This is a genomic window from Lentzea miocenica, assembly GCF_033949945.1.
Classification (GTDB): Bacteria; Actinomycetota; Actinomycetes; order Mycobacteriales; family Pseudonocardiaceae; genus Lentzea; species Lentzea miocenica.
Map to the genome: position 1 here is coordinate 104,372 of NZ_JAXAVW010000026.1, position 18,114 is coordinate 122,485.

Sequence of the window (18,114 nt, forward strand, 5' to 3'; positions counted from 1 at the left end):
TCGGACGGCGGCTGGGTCCTCAGGGCATCACTGAGAGGCACCACGGATTAGTAGGGAACACTCAGTGGCTAACGCGGTTGGGCTCATATCTGGGGGAAGTATTACTGGGAGTGAGTGATCCGGCACGGAAAGCGGCTCTTGGCGGGGGCGGACACCCACATGGAAGACTCTGGGCAGCTCCGCTGAAGTTTGCCGGGAGGCCGTCATCGCCGACACTCCGCTCCGTGCTGTCCCCGAGTTGTGGGGGCGGGAACCGGAGCTGCGCGATGTGCTCGAGGCTGTCGACCAGGCGCCTGCTACCGGGCTGGTCGTGGTTCAGGTCAGTGGTGAGCCGGGGATCGGGAAGACGTCGTTGCTCGCGGAGATCGCGCGGCGGTTGCGGGAGCGGCAGTGCGCGGTGTTGACGTCGGCGTCGGACGTGCTGGGCAAGCGGATCCCGTATGGCGCTGTGGTGGCGTTGATCCGGTCGTTGGGGGCGGACAAGGGGCGTTCGGATGCCTTGGCGGCGTTGGAGGTCTCGGTTGCCGAGGATTCCGGGGCCTGGTTCGGGCGGGCTTGCGATCAGGTGGTGCGGCTGCTGGCCGAGTTGACGGCCACGCGTCCGGCGGCGTTGTTGATCGACGATCTGGATCATGTCGACGACGATTCACTGGCGTTGCTCACGCTGGTGCTGCGGCGGGTGTCGGCTGCGCCGCTGGTGCTCGTCACGGCCAGTCGTTCGCACGTCAGCGAACCCGGCGCGGAAGGGTTGCTGGATCGCGTTGAGCAGCATGCCGAGGTCATGCGCATCGATCTCGCGCCGCTGTCCGGTGCGGACGTCGCGCGCATCGTCGAGTCGGTGTTGCAGACGGCGGTGGACGAAGGGCTGGCGCGTGAGGTCCAGCAGCGGTCCGACGGGAATCCGTTCTTCGTCACGGAGATCGCGCGGTCGTTGAGAGAGCTCGACCTGGTGACGGTCGAGGGGAACCGGGCGCGGCTCGCGGTGTCTCCGGACGCGATCCGGCTGACTCGTCGCGAGGCGGTGCTCAGGCGAGTGGCGCCGCTGGAGAACGACACGCGGCTGGTGGCGCGGGCGGTGGCTGTGTTCAGGCGGGTTCGGCTGGACCAGATCTCTCTCCTTGCCCGTGTCGCGTCGCTGCCGGAACAGACTGTGGTTGCTGCGTTTGACGAGTTGTCGCGCGCGCACATCGTGGTGCACGACGACGATCGGGGTTATCGCTTCTCGCACGCTTTGGTCGGGGAGGCGCTCTATCACGAGGTCGGGCCGGCTCAACGTCGTCACCTGCACTCGCTGATCTCCGCACGGCTGCTGGAGGATCGGGCTCAAGGGCTGGCGGTAGACCTGCTGCAACTCGCCTGGCACCTGGCCGAGTCCGCTGCGCCTGGTGATCGGGTGGCTGTGGGAGTGCTCGCGGAGGCGGCCTCGGTGGCTCGTGCCACGGCGCCCGAGACGGCGGCCGCCCTGTGTGCTCGGGCTCTGCAGTTGTTGCCGCGCAACGCACCTGAGCGTGCCGAGTTGCTGGCGTTGCAGTGCCGGGTGCTGGCCAGGGCCTCCCGTCCGGCGCTGGCTGTTGAACCGGGGCTGGCGGCGTTGGAGTCGTTGGAAACCGGGCCGGAACGTGCGCGTGTGGCGACGGCTGTGATCTCGTCGCTCTTCTCGGTCGGGCGCACGGCAGAAGCCATGGAACTGGCCGACGTCGAGGTCGCGCGTGGTTCGGTGCCTGCGTCGTTGGAAGCTCAACGGGCCGTGTTGTTCCTCTACAACGACCGGTACGAGGACGCGGCGAAGGAAGTCGCGCGCGTTGAGGCGTTGCCGATCAGCTCACCGGCCGAGGGGGTGATCGTCTTCGAACACCTGGCGATGCTGACCTCGTTGCTGTTCCAGCACGACAAGACCGTCGAGTACGCGAACCGCGCCCTGTCGTGCAGCGACGGCCAGCCGATGCTCGAACTCCAGGCGCTCTCGGTCTGCGCGTCGATCACGGCCCTCGCCGGTCTGGTGCACGACGCGTCGTGGCGGGTGCGGCGGGCCGAGGAACTCGTCGATCAGGTGGGGTCGCACGGCTTTCGCGCCGAACGTGCCGCGTCACGGGTGGCGCTCGACTGGCTGGGCGGGCGCTGGGACGCGGCGCTGGACGGCATCGGCCGCTGGCTGCCCGATGTCGAGGCCGCCCAGGCCGATCAGGCGCTCGGTGTGCTGCACGCGATCGAACTGTCCATCCGCACCTGGCGCGGCGAGCTGGACGTGGCGGCACGGCTGGCCGCGATGCCCGCGCCGCAGTCGATCAACATCTCGAAGCTGCACGCGATCGCGCTGGCCGAATACCTGATCGCCAGGGGAGAGCTGACCGAGGCCTACGACCTGCTCGCGGAGGCCGTGGGCGAACGGCTGGAGGCCGCCTACTCCTGCGTGCTGGTCGCGAGGATGATCGAACTCGATCTGGAGCGCGGCCGCACGAAGGAGGCAGAGGAAGCGCTGGACCGGCTGGCCGAGGTGTCCGCGACACGGGTTTCGCCGTGGTCCCGCACCACGATCCGCAGGGTGTCCGGCGTGGCGCGGCGGGACGAGGACCTGCTCAGGGAAGCGGTGTCCGAGGCCGCGCTCGGCGGGCTGGAGTTCGAGAAGGCCCGCGCTCAGCTCGCGTTGGGCGAGGTCTCCGCCGACGAGGTGCCGGTGCTCGTCGAGGCCTACACGACCTTCCAGCGGCTGGGCGCGCACGGGCTGCGGCGCCAGGCGGGCAACCGGCTGCGGACGTTGGGGGCCAAGGTGCCCAGGGCGCGGTCGAAGGCGCCCGGCCTGCTGACCGAGGCCGAGGAGAACGTGGCACGGCTGGTGCAGCAGGGAATGCGCAACCGCGACATCGCCTCCGCGCTGCACTACAGCCCGCGGACGATCGAGGTCTACCTGTCGCGGATCTACGCGAAGCTGCACGTCTCGTCACGGCTGGAGCTCGCCCGCGTGCTGGACGCCATGCAGCAGCGTTAACCCGGCGGCATGACCTTGCCGAGCCGGTTGCGCACGCCGCCTTCCTGGTAGCGCGCAACGGTTTCGGCCAGCTGCTCGCACGCGCGCTCGATGGCCCGCCTGGCCTCGTTGCGTTCGCTGGTGATCGCACTCAGGACCAACCCGGTCAGCGCCACCGACCCGTTGAAGGCCTGCAGCACGATCATCGTGGTCAGCAGGTCGGTGGCCGCGAACTGCCCAGCGGCCGCCGACATCACGGCCGCCACCGAGATGATCACCGCGCACGGTGCGGCGATCGCGTGCTGGAACCTCAGCGCCGCCCAGATCAGCATCGGGAACACCAGGAACAGCAGCCGCAACTCCGACATGGTCACGAACGACGCGAGGGCCGCGGTGGCGATCAGCAGCGCGCAGGCCTCCGCGAGCCTGCGCGGCGGGGCGTTCCACTGCCGGGGCAGCGTGAGCAGCAGAGGCGTGAACACCAGCACGCCCATCGCGTCACCGGTCCACCACACCGCCATCACGGCCGGCACGTCGTGCCACGGGATGTCGCCGCCCATCTTCAACGCCGCCGTGCCGACCAGCGCGCTGATCAGCATCGCGCCCAGCGCGCCCGCGAAGACGAGCAGCACCGCGTCCCTGAGCCGGTCGAGCTGGGGCCGGAACCCGAGCCGCCTCAGCAGGTACCAGGCGGCCAGCGGAGCGGCGGTGTTGCCGATGGTGATGATCAGGATCGCCCACGGGCCCGCGCCGAGCGCGAGGTTGGCGGTGAGCGCGCCGAGCGCGATGCCCGGCCAGATCTTGGGACCCGACATCAGCAGCGCCGCGACCGAGATGCCCGTCGGCAGCCACAGTGGCGTGACCTGGCCCTTGACCAGTGCCAGGACCAGTCCCACCTTGGCTGTCGCGTCGTAGGCGACCGCCACCGCGAGCATGGTGAGGGCGGTGCGGAGTGCGGCGTTCACCGGCACATGCTCCACCCGTGCACACAGGATCGCCAGACCCCGCAACAGGCCGTACCCACTCGGACTCACCCCGCGGGCCGCGATCGCGGACCGAGCCCCTGAGCAGCGCGGATTCTTAGCTGTTGTGGAAGCCTCACTACAGCCGGTCGCCGCGAGAACGTGAGATGGCCACATGCGCACTGCCGAGGCGATCGACGAGGTCCGGGTGGAGGACGGCGGACGTCGCGTGGTGGTGGTCGCCGGCCGGCTGCACCTCCCGGTCTCGGCGGGCGTGACCGACGCCCAGGCGCTGACACTGGCCAGAGCAGGCACAACGGCGTGGCACCTCCTCCGCACGTGCGCGCACCTCAAGCCGGACGAGTCGATCGTCGTGCACGACGCCGCGAGCGAGGTCGGTGCGATCGCGGTCCAGCTGGCCCGCAGTTTCGCCGCCGGCCGGGTCATCGCGACCGACTCCAGCCAGGCTCGCCGGCGCAGGGCGATGAAGCTCGGTGCCGACGTCGCGGTCGAATCCGATCGAGACGGTCTGGCCGAACGGCTGATCCAGGCGAACGAGGGCAAACAGGTCGATGTGGTGCTCGATCCAGGTGGCGCCCTCCAGGCTTCACTGGACGCTCTCGCGCCGTTCGGCAGGATCGTCTGTTACGGCTCTGACCAGGACGAATCCGTCAAGCTGATCGGTCTGCTCGGCGGCTCGCGGGCGGTCATCGGATTCCGGTTCGAGCACACCCTCGAACGGCCGGACATGATCGCGAGGGCTGTCAGTGAGCTGTTCGGGTTGACCTCGGCTGGGCGATTGCGTCCGATGGCACATGACTAGTACCCGTTAGTAACAAGCTGCGTGAGGGGACCCATGAGGACCGTGTTCACGACCTGCCCGCTGTGCGAAGCGACGTGCGGGCTGGAGCTGACGGTCGAGGGCGACCGCATCACCAAGGTGCGCGGTGACCGCGAGGACGAGTTCAGCAGGGGCTTCATCTGCCCCAAGGGCGCCTCGCTCGGCACGCTCGACGCCGATCCCGACCGGCTCAGCGCCCCGCTGATCAAACGCGACGGCGAGTTCCAGGAGGTGACCTGGGACGAGGCCTTCCGGTACGTCGACGAACGGCTGAAGGACTTCCCGGACCGCAACGCCGTCGCGATGTACCTGGGCAACCCGGTCGTCCACTCGCTCGCCGGCGGCCTCTACGCCGGACCGCTGCGCAAGGCGCTGGGCAGCCGCAACGTCTTCACCGCCAGCACCGTCGACCAGATGCCCAAGCACGTCCAGTGCGGCCACATGTACGGCAGCATCTTCTCGATCCCGGTGCCCGACATCGACCGCACCGACTTCATGCTGGTGCTGGGCGCGGACCCGTTCTCGTCCAACGGGAGCCTGTGGACGGTTCCGGACGTGCCGGGCCGGTTCAAGGACCTGCGGAAGCGCGGCGGGTCCTTCGTCGTCGTCGACCCGCGCCGCAGCCGCACGGCCGCGGCCGCCGACCAGCACGTCGTGATCCGGCCGGGCACGGACGTGTTCCTGCTGCTGTCGTTGATCCACGAGCTGTTCGCGCAGGACCTGGTCGATCTCAAAGACCTCGCCGAGCACGTCACCGACCACACGGTGATCCGTCAGCACGTCACGCCGTTCAGCCCGGAGGCCGTTGCCGAACGCACGGGCGTCGAGGCGGACACGATCCGAGCACTCGCACGGCAGTTGGCCGAGGCGGAACGCGCTGCCGTCTACGGCCGTATCGGCACGACGACCGTGGAGTTCGGCACGGTCGCGTCGTGGGCGGTCGACACGCTCAACATCCTCACCGGCAACCTCGACCGGCCGGGCGGCGTGATGTGGCCGTTGCCCGCGCACAGCAAGCGCGGCTCGGGCCGTGGCAGGGGTTTCGGCATCGGCCGCTGGCACAGCCGGGTCAAGGGACACCCCGAGGTGATGGGGGAGTACCCGGCCGTCACGATGGTCGACGAGATCGAGACGCCCGGCGACGGCCAGGTGCGGGCGCTGTTCACGATCGGCGGCAACCCCGCGCTGTCGTTGCCGAACTCGGCCCGCGTGAACGAGGCTCTGTCCGGTTTGGACTTCATGGTCAGCGTCGACCCGTACCTCAACGAGACCACCAGGCACGCGGACGTCATCCTGCCGACGCCGCCGCCGTCCCGCCGCGACCACTACGACATCGCGTTCCTCAACAACTCCGTGCGCAACGTCGCGAAGTACTCGCGGGCGGCGATCCCGTTGGAGGAAGGCAGGGTCGACGAGACGGACATCTTCTTCCGGCTCGCCACGATCTTCAGCGGCCTGGGCGCGGAGGCCGATCTCGACGCCATCGCGGCGATGCAGCTGGCGGGACTGAAGCAGAAGGCGGGCGTCGACTTCGAACCCGAGGGCGAGACGCGCGAGGAACGGTTGCTCGACCTCAAACTCCGCACCGGCCCGTACGGGGTGTCGTTGCGGCAGTTGCTCGACAACCCGCACGGCATCGACCTCGGCCCGCTCACCTCGCGCCTGCCGGAGATCCTGCGCACGGAGTCCGGTCGCGTCGAACTGACCCCGCGGGCGATCATGGACGACTTCCCGCGCGTGCTGGAGGCGTTGGAGAACCCCGAGACCGAGATGGTGCTCGTCGGCCGCCGGCACCTGCGCACCAACAACTCCTGGATGCACAACGTGCCCGCGCTGGTGAAGGGCAAGCCGTTGTGCACGCTGCTGGTGAACACCGGTGACGCGGCCAGGATCGGCCTCGCCGACGGCGCGACCGCCCAGGTCACCTCGCGCGTCGGCAAGATCGAGGTGCAGGTCGAGGTCACCGACGACATCGCGCCCGGCGTTGTCTCGATGCCGCACGGCTGGGGCCACGACCTGCCGGGCACGCGGCTCACCGTCGCCAGTGAGCACGCCGGCGTGAACGTCAACCTCCTCACCGACGACCTCCGCATCGACCCGCTCTCGGGCACGGCCGTGCTGAACGGCACCCGCGTTCAGGTCGTGCCCGCCTAGTACAACCCCCTGAAGTCCACCTAGGAGCCGCCATGACCGCCGGAGTCGCCAGCCCGAACGCGGTGCAAGCCGTCCGCCGGATAGCAGACCTGCCGTTCCTCGCGGAGCAGGCGTACGGCGACGCGGTGGCGTGGCGGTTCAAGGAGAACGGCGAGTGGCGCACGCAGACGTACGCCGAGGTCTCCGAGCTGGTGCTGGACCTCGCGTCCGGGTTCGTCCACGCCGGACTGCAGGTGGGCGACCGGGTCTGCGTGCTCGCGAACACCCGTCCTGAGTGGACGGCGGTCGAACTGGCCGTGCTCGCGGCGGGCGGCATCGTCGTGCCGATCTACCCGTCCAGCACGTCCGAGGAGATCGCCTGGGTGGTCGGCGACTCCGGCGCGTCGATCGTGGTGGCCGAGAACGAGGCCCAGTGCGTCAAGGTCGAGGTCGTCGGCCCCGAACTCCCCGAACTGCGAACAGTTTTCACCATCGACCCCGCCGGTGACCGTCCCAGGATCGCCGAGCTGCAGGACACCGGCCGCACGTCACCGCTGGCCGACGAGCTGGACAACCGGCGGCGCGCGATCAAGCCGGAGGACCCGAGCCTGATCATCTACACCTCGGGCACCACCGGTCCGCCCAAGGGCTGCATCCTCACCAACGCGAACTGGGTCGCGCTGTGCCGGGTCGCGGAGGAAGCCCGCATCGACGCGATGACCGGCACCGTCTACCTGTTCCTGCCGATGGCGCACGTCTTCGCGCAGATCATCATGTTCGGCACCATGTACCGCGGCGGGACGCTGGCCTACTTCGGCGGCGACATGTCGAAGATCGTGCCGGAGCTGGCCGAGGTCCGGCCGACCTTCCTGCCTTCGGTGCCGCGGATCTTCGAGAAGATCTACACGTTCGTCACCTCCGCCGTGCCGCCGGAGCAGCTCGCGCAGGCAGTCACGCTGGGCCTGGAGGTGCGGCGCAGGCGTGCCGCCGGCGAGCCCGTGCCTGCCGAGATGGCGGCGGCGTTCGAACAGGTCGACGCGCTGTTCGCCAACGTGCGCGCGGTGTTCGGCGGTCAGCTCGTGCAGGCGTTGTCCGGTGCCGCACCGATCTCCCGTGAGGTGCTCCAGTTCTTCCACGCGGCCGGCGTGCCGGTGCTGGAGGGCTACGGCATGACCGAGTCCACCGCCGTCGGCACGATCAACACGCTGGACCGCTTCAAGCTCGGCTCGGTCGGCGCGTCCGGCGTGGCGGGCCTGGAGATGTCGCTGGGGGAGGACGGCGAACTGCTCATGCGCGGCCCGCACGTCTTCGCCGGGTACTGGCGCAACGACGAGGCGACGGCCGCCACGATCCAGGACGGCTGGCTGCACACCGGCGACCTCGGCGAGATCGACGCGGACGGTTTCGTGACGATCACCGGGCGCAAGAAGGACATCATCATCACCGCCGGTGGCAAGAACATCGCGCCGGCGAACGTGGAGAACGTGCTGCGCCAGTCCCGCTGGATCTCGCACGCCGTCCTGTTCGGCGACCGCAAGCCCTACTGTGTGGCCCTGCTCACACTCGACGCCGACGAGATCGTGCCGTGGGCAACAGCCAAAGGCTTGCCTTCTGACATCGAATCTTTGGTGGGTCACCCGGAAGTGCGAACGCTGGTGCAGCAAGTTGTTGACGAAGCGAACTCGCACTTCGCCAGTGTTTCCCAAGTGAAGAAGTTCGTGCTGCTCACCCGCGATCTGTCCCAGGAGGAAGGTGAGCTCACCCCGACGTTGAAGGTCAAGCGCAACGTGGTGCACCGCCTTCACTCTGGGTTGTACGAAGGCCTCTACGAGTAACCCGTACGTACGAGAAATCCAAAAACAGGTACATCCACCCTGGCGGATTCCGTCCGCTCAGGGCAGAGTGGAACACCAAGCGGTGCCAGGCCCCCTCCCCCCTCGGGCCCAGCCGCTTCGCGGCCCCGGCTTACGGCGTACTCCCCCCAGACGCCCTTGCCGGGGCCGCCTTCATCTACCGCCTCGGCGGTGTCGTGGTTCCGCGCACGATGAGTTGGGTCTCCGCCACGATCTGCGGCACCTCGGTGTTGTCCGAGTCCAGCCAGTCGAGCAACAGGTTCACGGCGGTGCGCCCGGCCTGTGCCACGGGCATTGCCACCGTTGTCAACGCGGGCGAGCACAGCGCCGCGTACGTCAGGTCGTCGAACCCGGTGACCGACACGTCACCAGGCACGGAGATACCGCGGTCCCGCAGCCGCGCCAGCACGCCCAGCGCCATGATGTCGTTGTAGGCGATGATCGCGGTCGTGTCGGCCGCTACGGCCAAATCAGCGGCCTGCAGGCCACCTTCGTAGCGCGGCGCGAACGGCCCGAGGTCCACCAGGTCCACGCCGTGCTGGGCAACGGCCGACATGAGCCCGCGGCGACGCTCCTGGTTGGACCACGAGGTGCGCGGCCCGTTCAGGTAAGCGATCCGCCGGTGTCCCAAAGCGACGAGATGGTCGACGATCGCGTGCATTCCTCCCGCCGAGTCCATCAACGCGGCGGGCACGCCGGGCAGGCGCCGGTTCAGCAGCACCAGCGACGTCGCGCCCGCCACCTCGTAGACCTGCGAGTCCTCCAGGCCCGGCGCGCACAGCACGACGCCGTCGACCTGTTTGGCCATCGCGTGCACGAGCTTCGCCTCGGCCACCGGGTCCTCGTCGCTGTCCGCCACGAACACCGCGTAGTCGGCCTGCATCGCCCGTGCCTGCACGGCCTTGAGCACGCCTGTGAAGAACGGGTTGTCGAGGTCCGGCACGACGATGCCGATGTTGCCGGTCTTGCCCGTGATCAGTCCTCGAGCGGCCCTGTTGGGCTGGTAGCCGAGGTCGGAGGCAGCAGCCAGCACCCGTGATCTGGTCTCCGGGCGGACCAGCTCGGGGGATGTCAGCGCACGCGAAACGGTGGCGACCGATACGTGCGCCCTGCGAGCCACGTCGCGGATGGTGACTGCCACTGGTTACCTCACCCTCAACTGCCGGTTGAAACAATCATGACGGGTCAGGTGTCAAGCCGTGTCTTTGAGTCTGGTGACGAGCTGGGTCGGGTTCACAAACCTAAGCGCGATCACCAGCAAAAGCAGCATCGAGCCGGTGTAGATCACGGCCATCGAGTCGACCATCTGCTGTGGCCTGATGCCCGCCGACGACATCGCCTCGTACAGCGACACCACCAGCGTCTGGCTGGTCGGGCCCGCCGTGAGGAACGTCAGTTCGAACATGCCCACCGTCCGCACGAGCACCAGAATCGAGGCCGCCAGGATGCCCGGTACGAGCAGCGGCGCGAGCACGCGGGTGAAGATCGCGTACGTGTTCGCCCCGCACATCCGGGCCGCCGACTCGATCTTCGTGTCGATCTGCTCGATGAACGGTGTCATCGTCAGCACCACGAACGGCACGGCCGGCACGAGGTTCGCCGCGATCACGCCGAACATGCTGCCCGCCAGCTGGAACTTGTACAGCACCGTCGCGAGCGGGATGCCGTACGTCATCGGCGGCATCAGGATAGGCAGCAGGAACAGCACGTTGAGCAACTTCTTGCCGGGGAAGTCGCGCCGTGCCAACGCGTAGGCAGTGGGAACTCCGATGAGGACGGAGATGACCACGACCGCGATCGCGACCTGGAACGTCACCACCAGCACGTCCAGCAGCCGGTAGTCGCGCCACGCCTCGCCGTACCACTTGCCCGTGTAGCCGTTGGGCAACCACGTGCCGAACCACGACTCGGCGAACGAGTTGGTGACGACCGCTCCCACGATGCCCACCAGATTGAGCATGAAGAAGATCAACGCACCCCACGTCAGCCACACGACAGGGCGAGCAGTGAGTTTCATCCCTTGCCTCCCGTAGCGCCTCGGTAGAGCGTCGTGCGCCAGATGAGCACCACGCCGATCACGATCAGCATCACCAGCGCCATCAGCATCGCGATCGCAGAACCCATCGCGAAGTCGTTGTCCCGCAACGCCGTCTCGTACGCGGCGATCGACATCACGTGCGTCTCGCCGGCGGGGTTGCCGACCATGACCGCCGACGGGAAGACCGAGAACGCGAGCACGAACGAAAGGCAGAACGTGACCGCCAGGCCAGGTGCGAGCAGCGGCATGGTGATCGTCCGGAACCGCTGCCGTTTCGACGCTCCCAGGGTCGCCGCCGCCTGTTCGAGCGTGGGATCGATGCCGGACAGGTAGGACAGCGTCAGCAGGAACGCGAACGGGAAGCCGGTGATGATCAGGCTGAACAGCACGCCCCAGTAGTTGTGGGTGAGCTTCGCCGGTTCGTCCGCGCCCAGCGCCATCAGGATGCGGTTGAACCACCCGGTAGGCCCGAAGAACGCCAGAAGTCCTTCTGCCGTCAGCACGGTGCCGAGCGTGATCGGGACGACCAGCAACGTGGTGAGCGCTCTCTTGCCCCGGAACCTGCCGCGCATCCGGAACGCGATCGGGATGGACGCCAGCACGTTGAACAGCGCCGCCGGCAGCCCGAGCCGCAGCGTGATCCAGACGGTCTCCGCCAGGTACTCGTCGGAGAAGAAGGTGATGTAGTTCTGGAACGGGCTGCCGCCGCCCTTCGGCTGGAACGAGAGCTGCAACCCGTACAGGAACGGATAGACGAACAGCAGCACGACGAACACCGCGCCTGGCACCAGCAACCAGAGGACGCGGTCGACGCCCTTCTCCGCCAGCCGGTGCTTGAGCGACGCTTTTTCGAGGGCGGGCTTTTCCAGAGTGGCTGTCATGCGAACACCAGTACGCGTTCGACCGGCACCTTCAGCGCGATGGTGTCGCCCGGTGCCAACCGCGAGTTGGTGCGGACGTGCAGCCGCTCACCGTTGCGCAGCCGTGCCTCCACCGCCTGCTCACGGCCGTGGTACTCGACGATCTCGACCACCGCTTCGAGGGTGTTGTCCCCGGCTTCGCTCACCACGGTGAAGTCCTCGGGCCGGACCGCCGCCACGGCTTTCGATCCGAGCTCTTCCCGTTTGACGCCAACGAGCTTGACGCCGGCCTCGGTGTACACGGTCGCGTGCTCGTCACCCTGATCGGAAACGGTCACCGATATCATGTTGCGGTAGCCCATGAACCCCGCCACGTACTGGTTCACCGGATGTGCGTAGACCTCCTCCGGCGACCCGACCTGCTGCACCTCGCCGAGCCTCAGGACCACGAGGCGGTCGGCGAGGGCCAGCGCCTCCTCCTGGTCGTGCGTGACGTAGACGGTGGTGAGGCCGAGCGACTGGTGCAGCCGGCGGATCTCGGTGCGCATCTCCAGCCGCAGCGCCGCGTCCAGGTTGGACAGCGGCTCGTCCATCAACACCAGGGGTGGTTCCAGGACAATGGCTCGCGCGATGGCCACGCGTTGCTGCTGGCCACCGGAGAGCTGGGCCGGGAACTTGTGCTGGTGCTCCTCGAGTTGGACGAGCCGCACCGCCTCGTCCACGCGCGAGTTCAGCTCGGCCTTGGGCGTCTTGCGCATGGACAGGCCGAACGCGATGTTGCGCCGCACCGACATGTGCGGGAACAGCGCGTAGTTCTGGAACACCATCCCGAACCCGCGCTTCTCCGGTGGCAGGTCGTCGATGCGCCTGCCGTCCAGCGTGATCCGTCCGCCGGTGAGCGGCAGCAGACCCGCCAGGCAGTTGAGCGCCGTCGACTTGCCGCAGCCGGACGGACCGAGCAGGGCGACGAACTCGCCGCCCTTGATCGTCAGGTCCATGCCATCCAGGGCAACGGTGTCCCCGAACGCCCGCCGCACGTGATCCAGGTGCAGCTCGGCGAACCGTTGCCCGGAAATGTGAGAGATCATTTCTTGCCGATCTCCCTGTCCCAGCGCTGGAACGCCTTCACCTGCTGGGCCGCCGGCAACGAGGTCTCCTTGGGGTTGTCCGCGATCAGCTTGTCGTACTCGCCGCGCCCGAACTTCGCGATCGCGTCCTGCGACTCCTTCGGCGCCATCTGCAGCGTGACGTCCTTGACCGCCGGGCCGGGGTAGAAGTAGCCCTTGTCGTAGGCCTTGGCCTGCTGCTTGGGCTCCAGCATGAACTTGATCAACGCCAGGTTCGCCGCCAGCACGTCGGCGGAAACCCCCTTGGGCACCACGGCGTAGTGCGCGTCGGTCACCCAGTGGAAGCCCTTGAACGTCGAGATCTTCATGCCCTCCGGCACCGAACCGAGCACGCGCGGGTTGATGTCCCAGCCCGTGGTCGAGGCGACCATCCACGACGTGCCGTTCGCCAGGTTCTTCATGACGTCGGTCGTGCCGCCGGGGTAGTTGTCGACGTACTGCCCCAGGTCCTTCAGGTACGCCCAGGTCTTGTCCCAGCCCTTCTCCGGGTCCTTCGGGTCGGAGTCGCCGAGCAGGTACGGCAGTCCCATCAGGAACGTCCTACCCGGACCGGAGTTCGCGGGCCGCGCGTACTGGAACTTGCCGGGGTGCGCCTTGGCCCACTCCAGCAGTTCGGCGGGAGAGGTCGGCGGAGTCGGGACCTTCGCCGGGTCGTACTCGAGCAGCGGGCCGGCGGGGTAGTAGGTGACGGCGACGCCCTGGCCCTGTGCGAGCTTCTGCATCTCCCACGCGGGCGGGAGGTAGGTCTTCTCCAGATCCGGCAGCTTCCCCGAAAATCCGGGGAGCAGTTCGTAGACCAGTTTCTGCTCGATCACCGACGACAATCCGTCGGTACCGGTCAGCACGAGGTGGGTCTGGGAGGTGCCGGAGTTCTGTTCGGCCTTGAGCTTGCCCGGCATGTCCGGCGCGGTCGCCTTGGTGTAGTTGACCTTGCTGACGAAGTCCGGGTTGGTCTTGACGAACTCGTCGATCATGCCCTGGGTGAGCTGCAGGTTGCCGGCCACGTCGAGGACGTTGAGCTCGACCGGTTTCGACGGCTTGTCCGGGATTGTCGTGGGTGCGTTCTGCGCCTGCGGGGCCGCCGGCGCACCACACGCCGTGACGACCAGCAGGGCGGGGATGACGAGCTGCAACTTCCTTGTCCAGCGCATCTGATGGCTCCCTTAACTGACTCTGGACCTCGCGCTCGAAAACGTTTACGGTTTTTCTGTAACACTCGTACACCCGCCGCCGTTCGAACGCAATGCCCCGCCGCCGCACACCCGTTCCCAACGAAAGTGGGAGGCTCCTGTGGCACCCCGTTCACGGCGGTTGCCGGTAGCTAGAACCGGCATCCTGGCCACTGCGCTCGCAGTGGCGGTGACCTCGCTCGTTTCCGCCGCACCCGCGGCGGTGGCAGCCGATGTCCTGCTGTCCCAAGGCAAACCCACGACCGAGTCGGCGTCCGGAGGCGCGAACTACGCGCCCCGCAACGCCGTCGACGGCAACGCGGCCACGCGCTGGGCCAGCAAGTCGAACACCGATCCGGCCTGGATCCGCGTCGATCTCGGCGCGTCCGCGAACATCAGCCGGGTCCGGCTGCAGTGGGACCTCTCGTGCGCCAAGGCGTACCGCGTCGAGACCTCTGAGAACGACTCGAGCTGGACGTCCGTCTACAACACGACCGACGGCAAGGGAGGTGTCGAGGACCTGACGGTTGCCGGGCGGGGCCGTTATGTCCGCGTCTTCGGCACCACGCGCTGCCGCACCGGCACGTCGTACGGCTACTCCCTGCAGGAGTTCCAGGTCTTCGGCAACAGCGGCCCCGTCGACGGTGAACCGCCGTCAGCGCCGACGGATCTCGTCGCGTCCGACGTCAAGTCCGACTCCGCGAAGCTCACGTGGTCGCCCTCGACGGACAACATCGCGGTCACCTCGTACGAGATCTACAACCTCGGCCAGTTCGTGAAGTCCGTGCCCGCGACGCCGACCTCGACGGTGATGACGGGCCTGAAGCCGAACGTCACCTACGGCTTCTACGTCAACGCGAAGGACGCGGCAGGCAACATCTCGCAGGCGTCCAACACGGCGGAGTTCAAGACCCCGCCCGCGCAGGACGACCCGATCCCGCCGACGGCGCCGAAGAACCTGCGCTCGCCCTCGCAGACCGCGAACAGCGTCACGCTGAACTGGGACGCGTCGACCGACAACGTCGGCGTGACCCGCTACGAGGTCTACAGCGGTGGCGCCAAGGTCGGTGACTCGACCTCGACGTCGGCCACCATCGGCGGCCTGAAGGCGAACACCGAGTACAGGTTCACCGTCAAGGCCTTCGACGCCGTCGGCAACGCCTCACCCGCGTCGAACGAGCTGACCGCGCGCACCAAGTCCGGCGGCGACCAGGTCGGTGCCGTCACGCAGATCGCGACCGACAACGACGTGCCCTGGGGTCTCGCGTTCCTGCCCAACGGCGACGGCATCTACTCGCGCCGCGACGCGCAGGACATCGTCAAGATCACGCCCGCCGGTGTGAAGACCACACTGGGCAAGGTTCCCGGCGTCTCCGGCACCAACGGCGAGGGTGGCCTGCTCGGCATCGAGCTGTCGCCGACGTTCGCCTCGGACGGCCTGATCTACGTCTACCACACGGCTTCCGGCGACAACCGGATCGTGCGGGCGAAGATCGAGGGCAACGCGCTGACCGGCTGGACGACGTTGCTGACCGGCATCCCGCGCAACAAGTTCCACAACGGCGGCCGCCTGCGCTTCGGCGCCGACGGCAAGCTCTACGCGGGCACCGGCGATGGCCAGAACGGCAACAACGCCCAGAACAAGCAGAACCTGGGCGGCAAGGTCCTGCGCCTGAACCCGGACGGCACCCCGCCGTCGGACAACCCGTTCTTCAGCGAGGGCGGCAACGCGCGCTACGTCTGGACCTACGGCCACCGCAACGTCCAGGGCCTCGCCGTGGACTCGCAGGGCCGCATGTGGCAGGCCGAGCTCGGCAACTCGAACATGGACGAGATCAACCTGCTGCAGAAGGGCGGCAACTTCGGCTGGCCCTCCTGCGAGGGAACGTCCGGCTCGTGCGGCGGATTCGTGGCACCGAAGAAGACCTTCTCGGTCGGCTCCGCGTCCCCGTCCGGCCTCGCGATCGTGAACGACGTGCTGTTCCTCGCCGCCCTGCGCGGCGAACGCCTGTACCGCATGCAGATCAGCGGCTCGTCGGTCGGCACCACCACGTCGCACTTCCAGGGCACCTACGGCCGTCTGCGGACGCCCGAACCCGCCCCGGACGGTTCGCTGTGGGTCACCACGTCCAACGGTGACAAGGACTCCACCGCGGGCAACAGCAACACCAAGCTGTTGAAGGTGGCGCTGAACTAGCGCTGTCGAACGGAAGAGGCCCCGGACGCGATGTCCGGGGCCTCTTCCCACTTCAACGTATAGCGCACAGGGGGACTTGCGGCAAGACCCCGTCGGTGCCGCACACTCTGCGACCTCAGCCACATTCGGCGCAGACTGGGGAGTCGCGAAGTGCGTGTTGTGCTTGCTGGATACGGATCGCGTGGAGACGTCGAACCGCTGATCGCCCTCGCGGCGGCGTTGCGGACCGCGGGCGCGGAGGCGGTGGTGTGCGTGCCGCCGGACGAGGAGTTCGAGAACAGGCTGGCCGACCACGGGGTGCCGTTCGTCGCGTTCGGACAGTCCGTGCGCGAGCTGGTGACGAGCGGGCGCGCCGACCCGCCGACGGTCGCGGCCGCGCTGGTCGGTGAATGGTTCGGCCCGGTGGCCCGCGCGGCCGAGGGCGCCGACGTGCTGGTGGCGACCGGCCTGATGCCGGCGGGTGCGCGCACAGTGGCCGAGCACCTGGGCCTGCGCTACGTGCTCGCGATGTTCCACACCATCAGCCTGCCGTCGCCGCACCGCAGGCCTGCCGGGCGGCCGGGCAGGTCGATGCCGCCGGACGAGACCGACAACCGGGTGCTGTGGGCCATCGACGCGGAAAACGTCGACGCCATGTACCGCCCGGCGCTCAACACCCACCGGGCGGAGCTCGGCCTGCCGCCGGTGGACAACGTCCGCGACCACGTCTACACCGGCGAACTCCTGCTCGGGGCGGATCCGCTGCTGTGGCCGCCGGAGGAACTGCTGAACCTGGAGGTGACCCAGACCGGCGCGTGGATCCTGCCGGACACCCGGCCGCTCGCACCCGACCTGGTCGCGTTCCTCGAAGCGGGCGAACCACCGGTGTACGTCGGCTTCGGCAGCATGCCGATGCACACCTCGAAGGACATCGGCCAGGTGGCGGTCGACGCGGTCCGCGCCCAGAACCGCCGTGTGCTGCTGGCCAGCGGCTGGGCCGACTTGGCCCAGATCGACTCCGGTGACGACTGCTTCGTCGTCGGCGAGGTCAACCAGCAGGAGCTGTTCGGCCGGGTCGCCGCCGTCGTGCACCACGGCGGCGGCGGCACCACGACCACCGCGGCCCGCGCCGGCGCGCCTCAGGTGGTGGTGCCGCAGATCGTGGACCAGCCGTTCTGGGCGCGTCGCGTGGCCGAGCTGGGCATCGGCGCGGCGCACGACGGTCCGACGCCGACCTTCGAGTCGTTGTCCGCCGCGCTCACGACGGCCCTGGCTCCGGAGACTCGCGCACGTGCGGCCGAGGTGGCGGGCATGGTCCGGGCGGACGGGGCGGCGGTGGCCGCGAAGTTGTTGCTGGGCTGGGAAAACGCCTTGAGGGGCACTCCGGTCGGAGTGCCCCTCAGCGGTTTCTGACCGTCAAACCGTTCAGCAGCAGTTCGATCACCCGGCGCGGGTTGTAGCGCGGGTCGTCGTCGCGTCCGATGCACAGGTTGCCGATCCCGCGCATCAGCTCGATCGGCCGCACGTCGTCCCGGATCTCGTCCGCCGCGGCCGCCGCCTCCAGCAGCTCGCCGCACACCGGCCCCAGCCGGTCGATGAAGTACGCGTGCAACGACTCGAAACCGCTGCTGTCCGACTGCAGAGCGCTGGCGAGCCCGTGTTTGGTCACCAGGAAGTCCACGAACAGGTCGACCCACGCCCGCAGCGCCGCGAACGGTGAGTCCGAAGTGGACAGCAACGTCGGTCCTGCCGAGGCGCAGGCCTCGACCTGGTGCCGGTAGACGGCGACGACGAGGTCGGCGCGGGTGGGGAAGTGGCGGTAGATCGTGCCCATGCCGACGCCCGCCTCGGCCGCGATCTCGCGGATCGGCGCGTCGACGCCGGACCTGACGAACACCTCGGCCGCCGCGGCGAGCAGCGTCTGCTCGTTGCGCACGGCGTCGGCCCGCTTGCGTGGTGGCACGCGCGCTCCTCCCGAACGGATCGGTTG

Annotated in this window: 13 protein-coding genes; 6 read left to right on the plus strand and 7 right to left on the minus strand. The window is 68.4% G+C overall.

What is annotated here, in order from left to right:
* The first annotated feature begins 238 nt into the window (after positions 1 to 238).
* Entirely contained in the window at positions 239 to 2,986 is a 2,748-nt protein-coding gene (locus SK803_RS29470) for a helix-turn-helix transcriptional regulator (protein ID WP_319969390.1), read from the plus strand.
* On the opposite strand, the gene SK803_RS29475 is transcribed toward SK803_RS29470, so the two are convergent.
* Positions 2,983 to 3,930, minus strand: coding sequence for an MASE1 domain-containing protein (locus SK803_RS29475; RefSeq protein WP_319969391.1), 948 nt, complete (start codon positions 3,928 to 3,930; stop codon positions 2,983 to 2,985). The genes SK803_RS29470 and SK803_RS29475 overlap by 4 nt on opposite strands.
* Positions 3,931 to 4,102: 172 nt before the next feature.
* On the opposite strand from SK803_RS29475, the gene SK803_RS29480 reads away from it, so the two are divergent.
* The 3 genes from SK803_RS29480 to SK803_RS29490 are packed head-to-tail and all read left to right on the plus strand — an operon-like array spanning position 4,103 to position 8,736.
* Positions 4,103 to 4,750 (plus strand): quinone oxidoreductase family protein, encoded by a 648-nt coding sequence (locus SK803_RS29480; protein WP_319969392.1) that lies wholly within the window; start codon positions 4,103 to 4,105, stop codon positions 4,748 to 4,750.
* Positions 4,751 to 4,783: 33 nt separating this feature from the next.
* Positions 4,784 to 6,922: a molybdopterin oxidoreductase family protein gene (locus SK803_RS29485; protein ID WP_319969393.1), complete on the plus strand. Its 2,139-nt coding sequence runs from the start codon at positions 4,784 to 4,786 to the stop codon at positions 6,920 to 6,922.
* A gap of 32 nt (positions 6,923 to 6,954) precedes the next feature.
* A complete protein-coding gene (locus SK803_RS29490) occupies positions 6,955 to 8,736 on the plus strand; it encodes an AMP-dependent synthetase/ligase (RefSeq protein WP_319969394.1) in 1,782 nt (593 codons plus the stop codon).
* Positions 8,737 to 8,911: 175 nt separating this feature from the next.
* Here SK803_RS29490 and SK803_RS29495 read toward each other — a convergent pair whose 3' ends face one another.
* Genes SK803_RS29495 through SK803_RS29515 form a run of 5 tightly spaced genes read right to left on the minus strand, consistent with a single transcriptional unit; the run spans position 8,912 to position 13,930 of the window.
* On the minus strand, positions 8,912 to 9,895 hold the full coding sequence (locus SK803_RS29495; RefSeq protein ID WP_319969395.1) for a LacI family DNA-binding transcriptional regulator: 984 nt from the start codon (positions 9,893 to 9,895) through the stop codon (positions 8,912 to 8,914).
* 51 nt (positions 9,896 to 9,946) lie between these two features.
* The gene (locus SK803_RS29500; RefSeq protein ID WP_319969396.1) at positions 9,947 to 10,771 is read right to left on the minus strand and encodes an ABC transporter permease; all 825 of its coding nucleotides are present in this window, start codon (positions 10,769 to 10,771) and stop codon (positions 9,947 to 9,949) included.
* Positions 10,768 to 11,673 (minus strand): ABC transporter permease, encoded by a 906-nt coding sequence (locus tag SK803_RS29505; RefSeq protein WP_319969397.1) that lies wholly within the window; start codon positions 11,671 to 11,673, stop codon positions 10,768 to 10,770. The genes SK803_RS29500 and SK803_RS29505 overlap by 4 nt, the downstream gene beginning before the upstream one ends.
* Entirely contained in the window at positions 11,670 to 12,740 is a 1,071-nt protein-coding gene (locus tag SK803_RS29510) for an ABC transporter ATP-binding protein (RefSeq protein ID WP_319969398.1), read from the minus strand. The genes SK803_RS29505 and SK803_RS29510 overlap by 4 nt, the downstream gene beginning before the upstream one ends.
* The gene (locus SK803_RS29515) at positions 12,737 to 13,930 is read right to left on the minus strand and encodes an extracellular solute-binding protein (RefSeq protein WP_319969399.1); all 1,194 of its coding nucleotides are present in this window, start codon (positions 13,928 to 13,930) and stop codon (positions 12,737 to 12,739) included. The genes SK803_RS29510 and SK803_RS29515 overlap by 4 nt, the downstream gene beginning before the upstream one ends.
* Before the next feature lie 208 nt (positions 13,931 to 14,138).
* Here SK803_RS29515 and SK803_RS29520 point away from each other — a divergent pair, with 208 nt between their 5' ends.
* Together SK803_RS29520 and SK803_RS29525 are read left to right on the plus strand one after the other, a co-directional pair.
* A complete protein-coding gene (locus SK803_RS29520) occupies positions 14,139 to 16,145 on the plus strand; it encodes a PQQ-dependent sugar dehydrogenase (RefSeq protein ID WP_319969400.1) in 2,007 nt (668 codons plus the stop codon).
* A 150-nt stretch (positions 16,146 to 16,295) separates the two neighbouring features.
* On the plus strand, positions 16,296 to 17,537 hold the full coding sequence (locus SK803_RS29525; RefSeq protein WP_319969401.1) for a glycosyltransferase: 1,242 nt from the start codon (positions 16,296 to 16,298) through the stop codon (positions 17,535 to 17,537).
* On the opposite strand, the gene SK803_RS29530 is transcribed toward SK803_RS29525, so the two are convergent.
* Positions 17,524 to 18,087 (minus strand): TetR/AcrR family transcriptional regulator, encoded by a 564-nt coding sequence (locus SK803_RS29530; RefSeq protein ID WP_319969402.1) that lies wholly within the window; start codon positions 18,085 to 18,087, stop codon positions 17,524 to 17,526. The two genes, SK803_RS29525 and SK803_RS29530, sit on opposite strands and share 14 nt — an antisense overlap.
* Positions 18,088 to 18,114 lie beyond the last annotated feature (27 nt).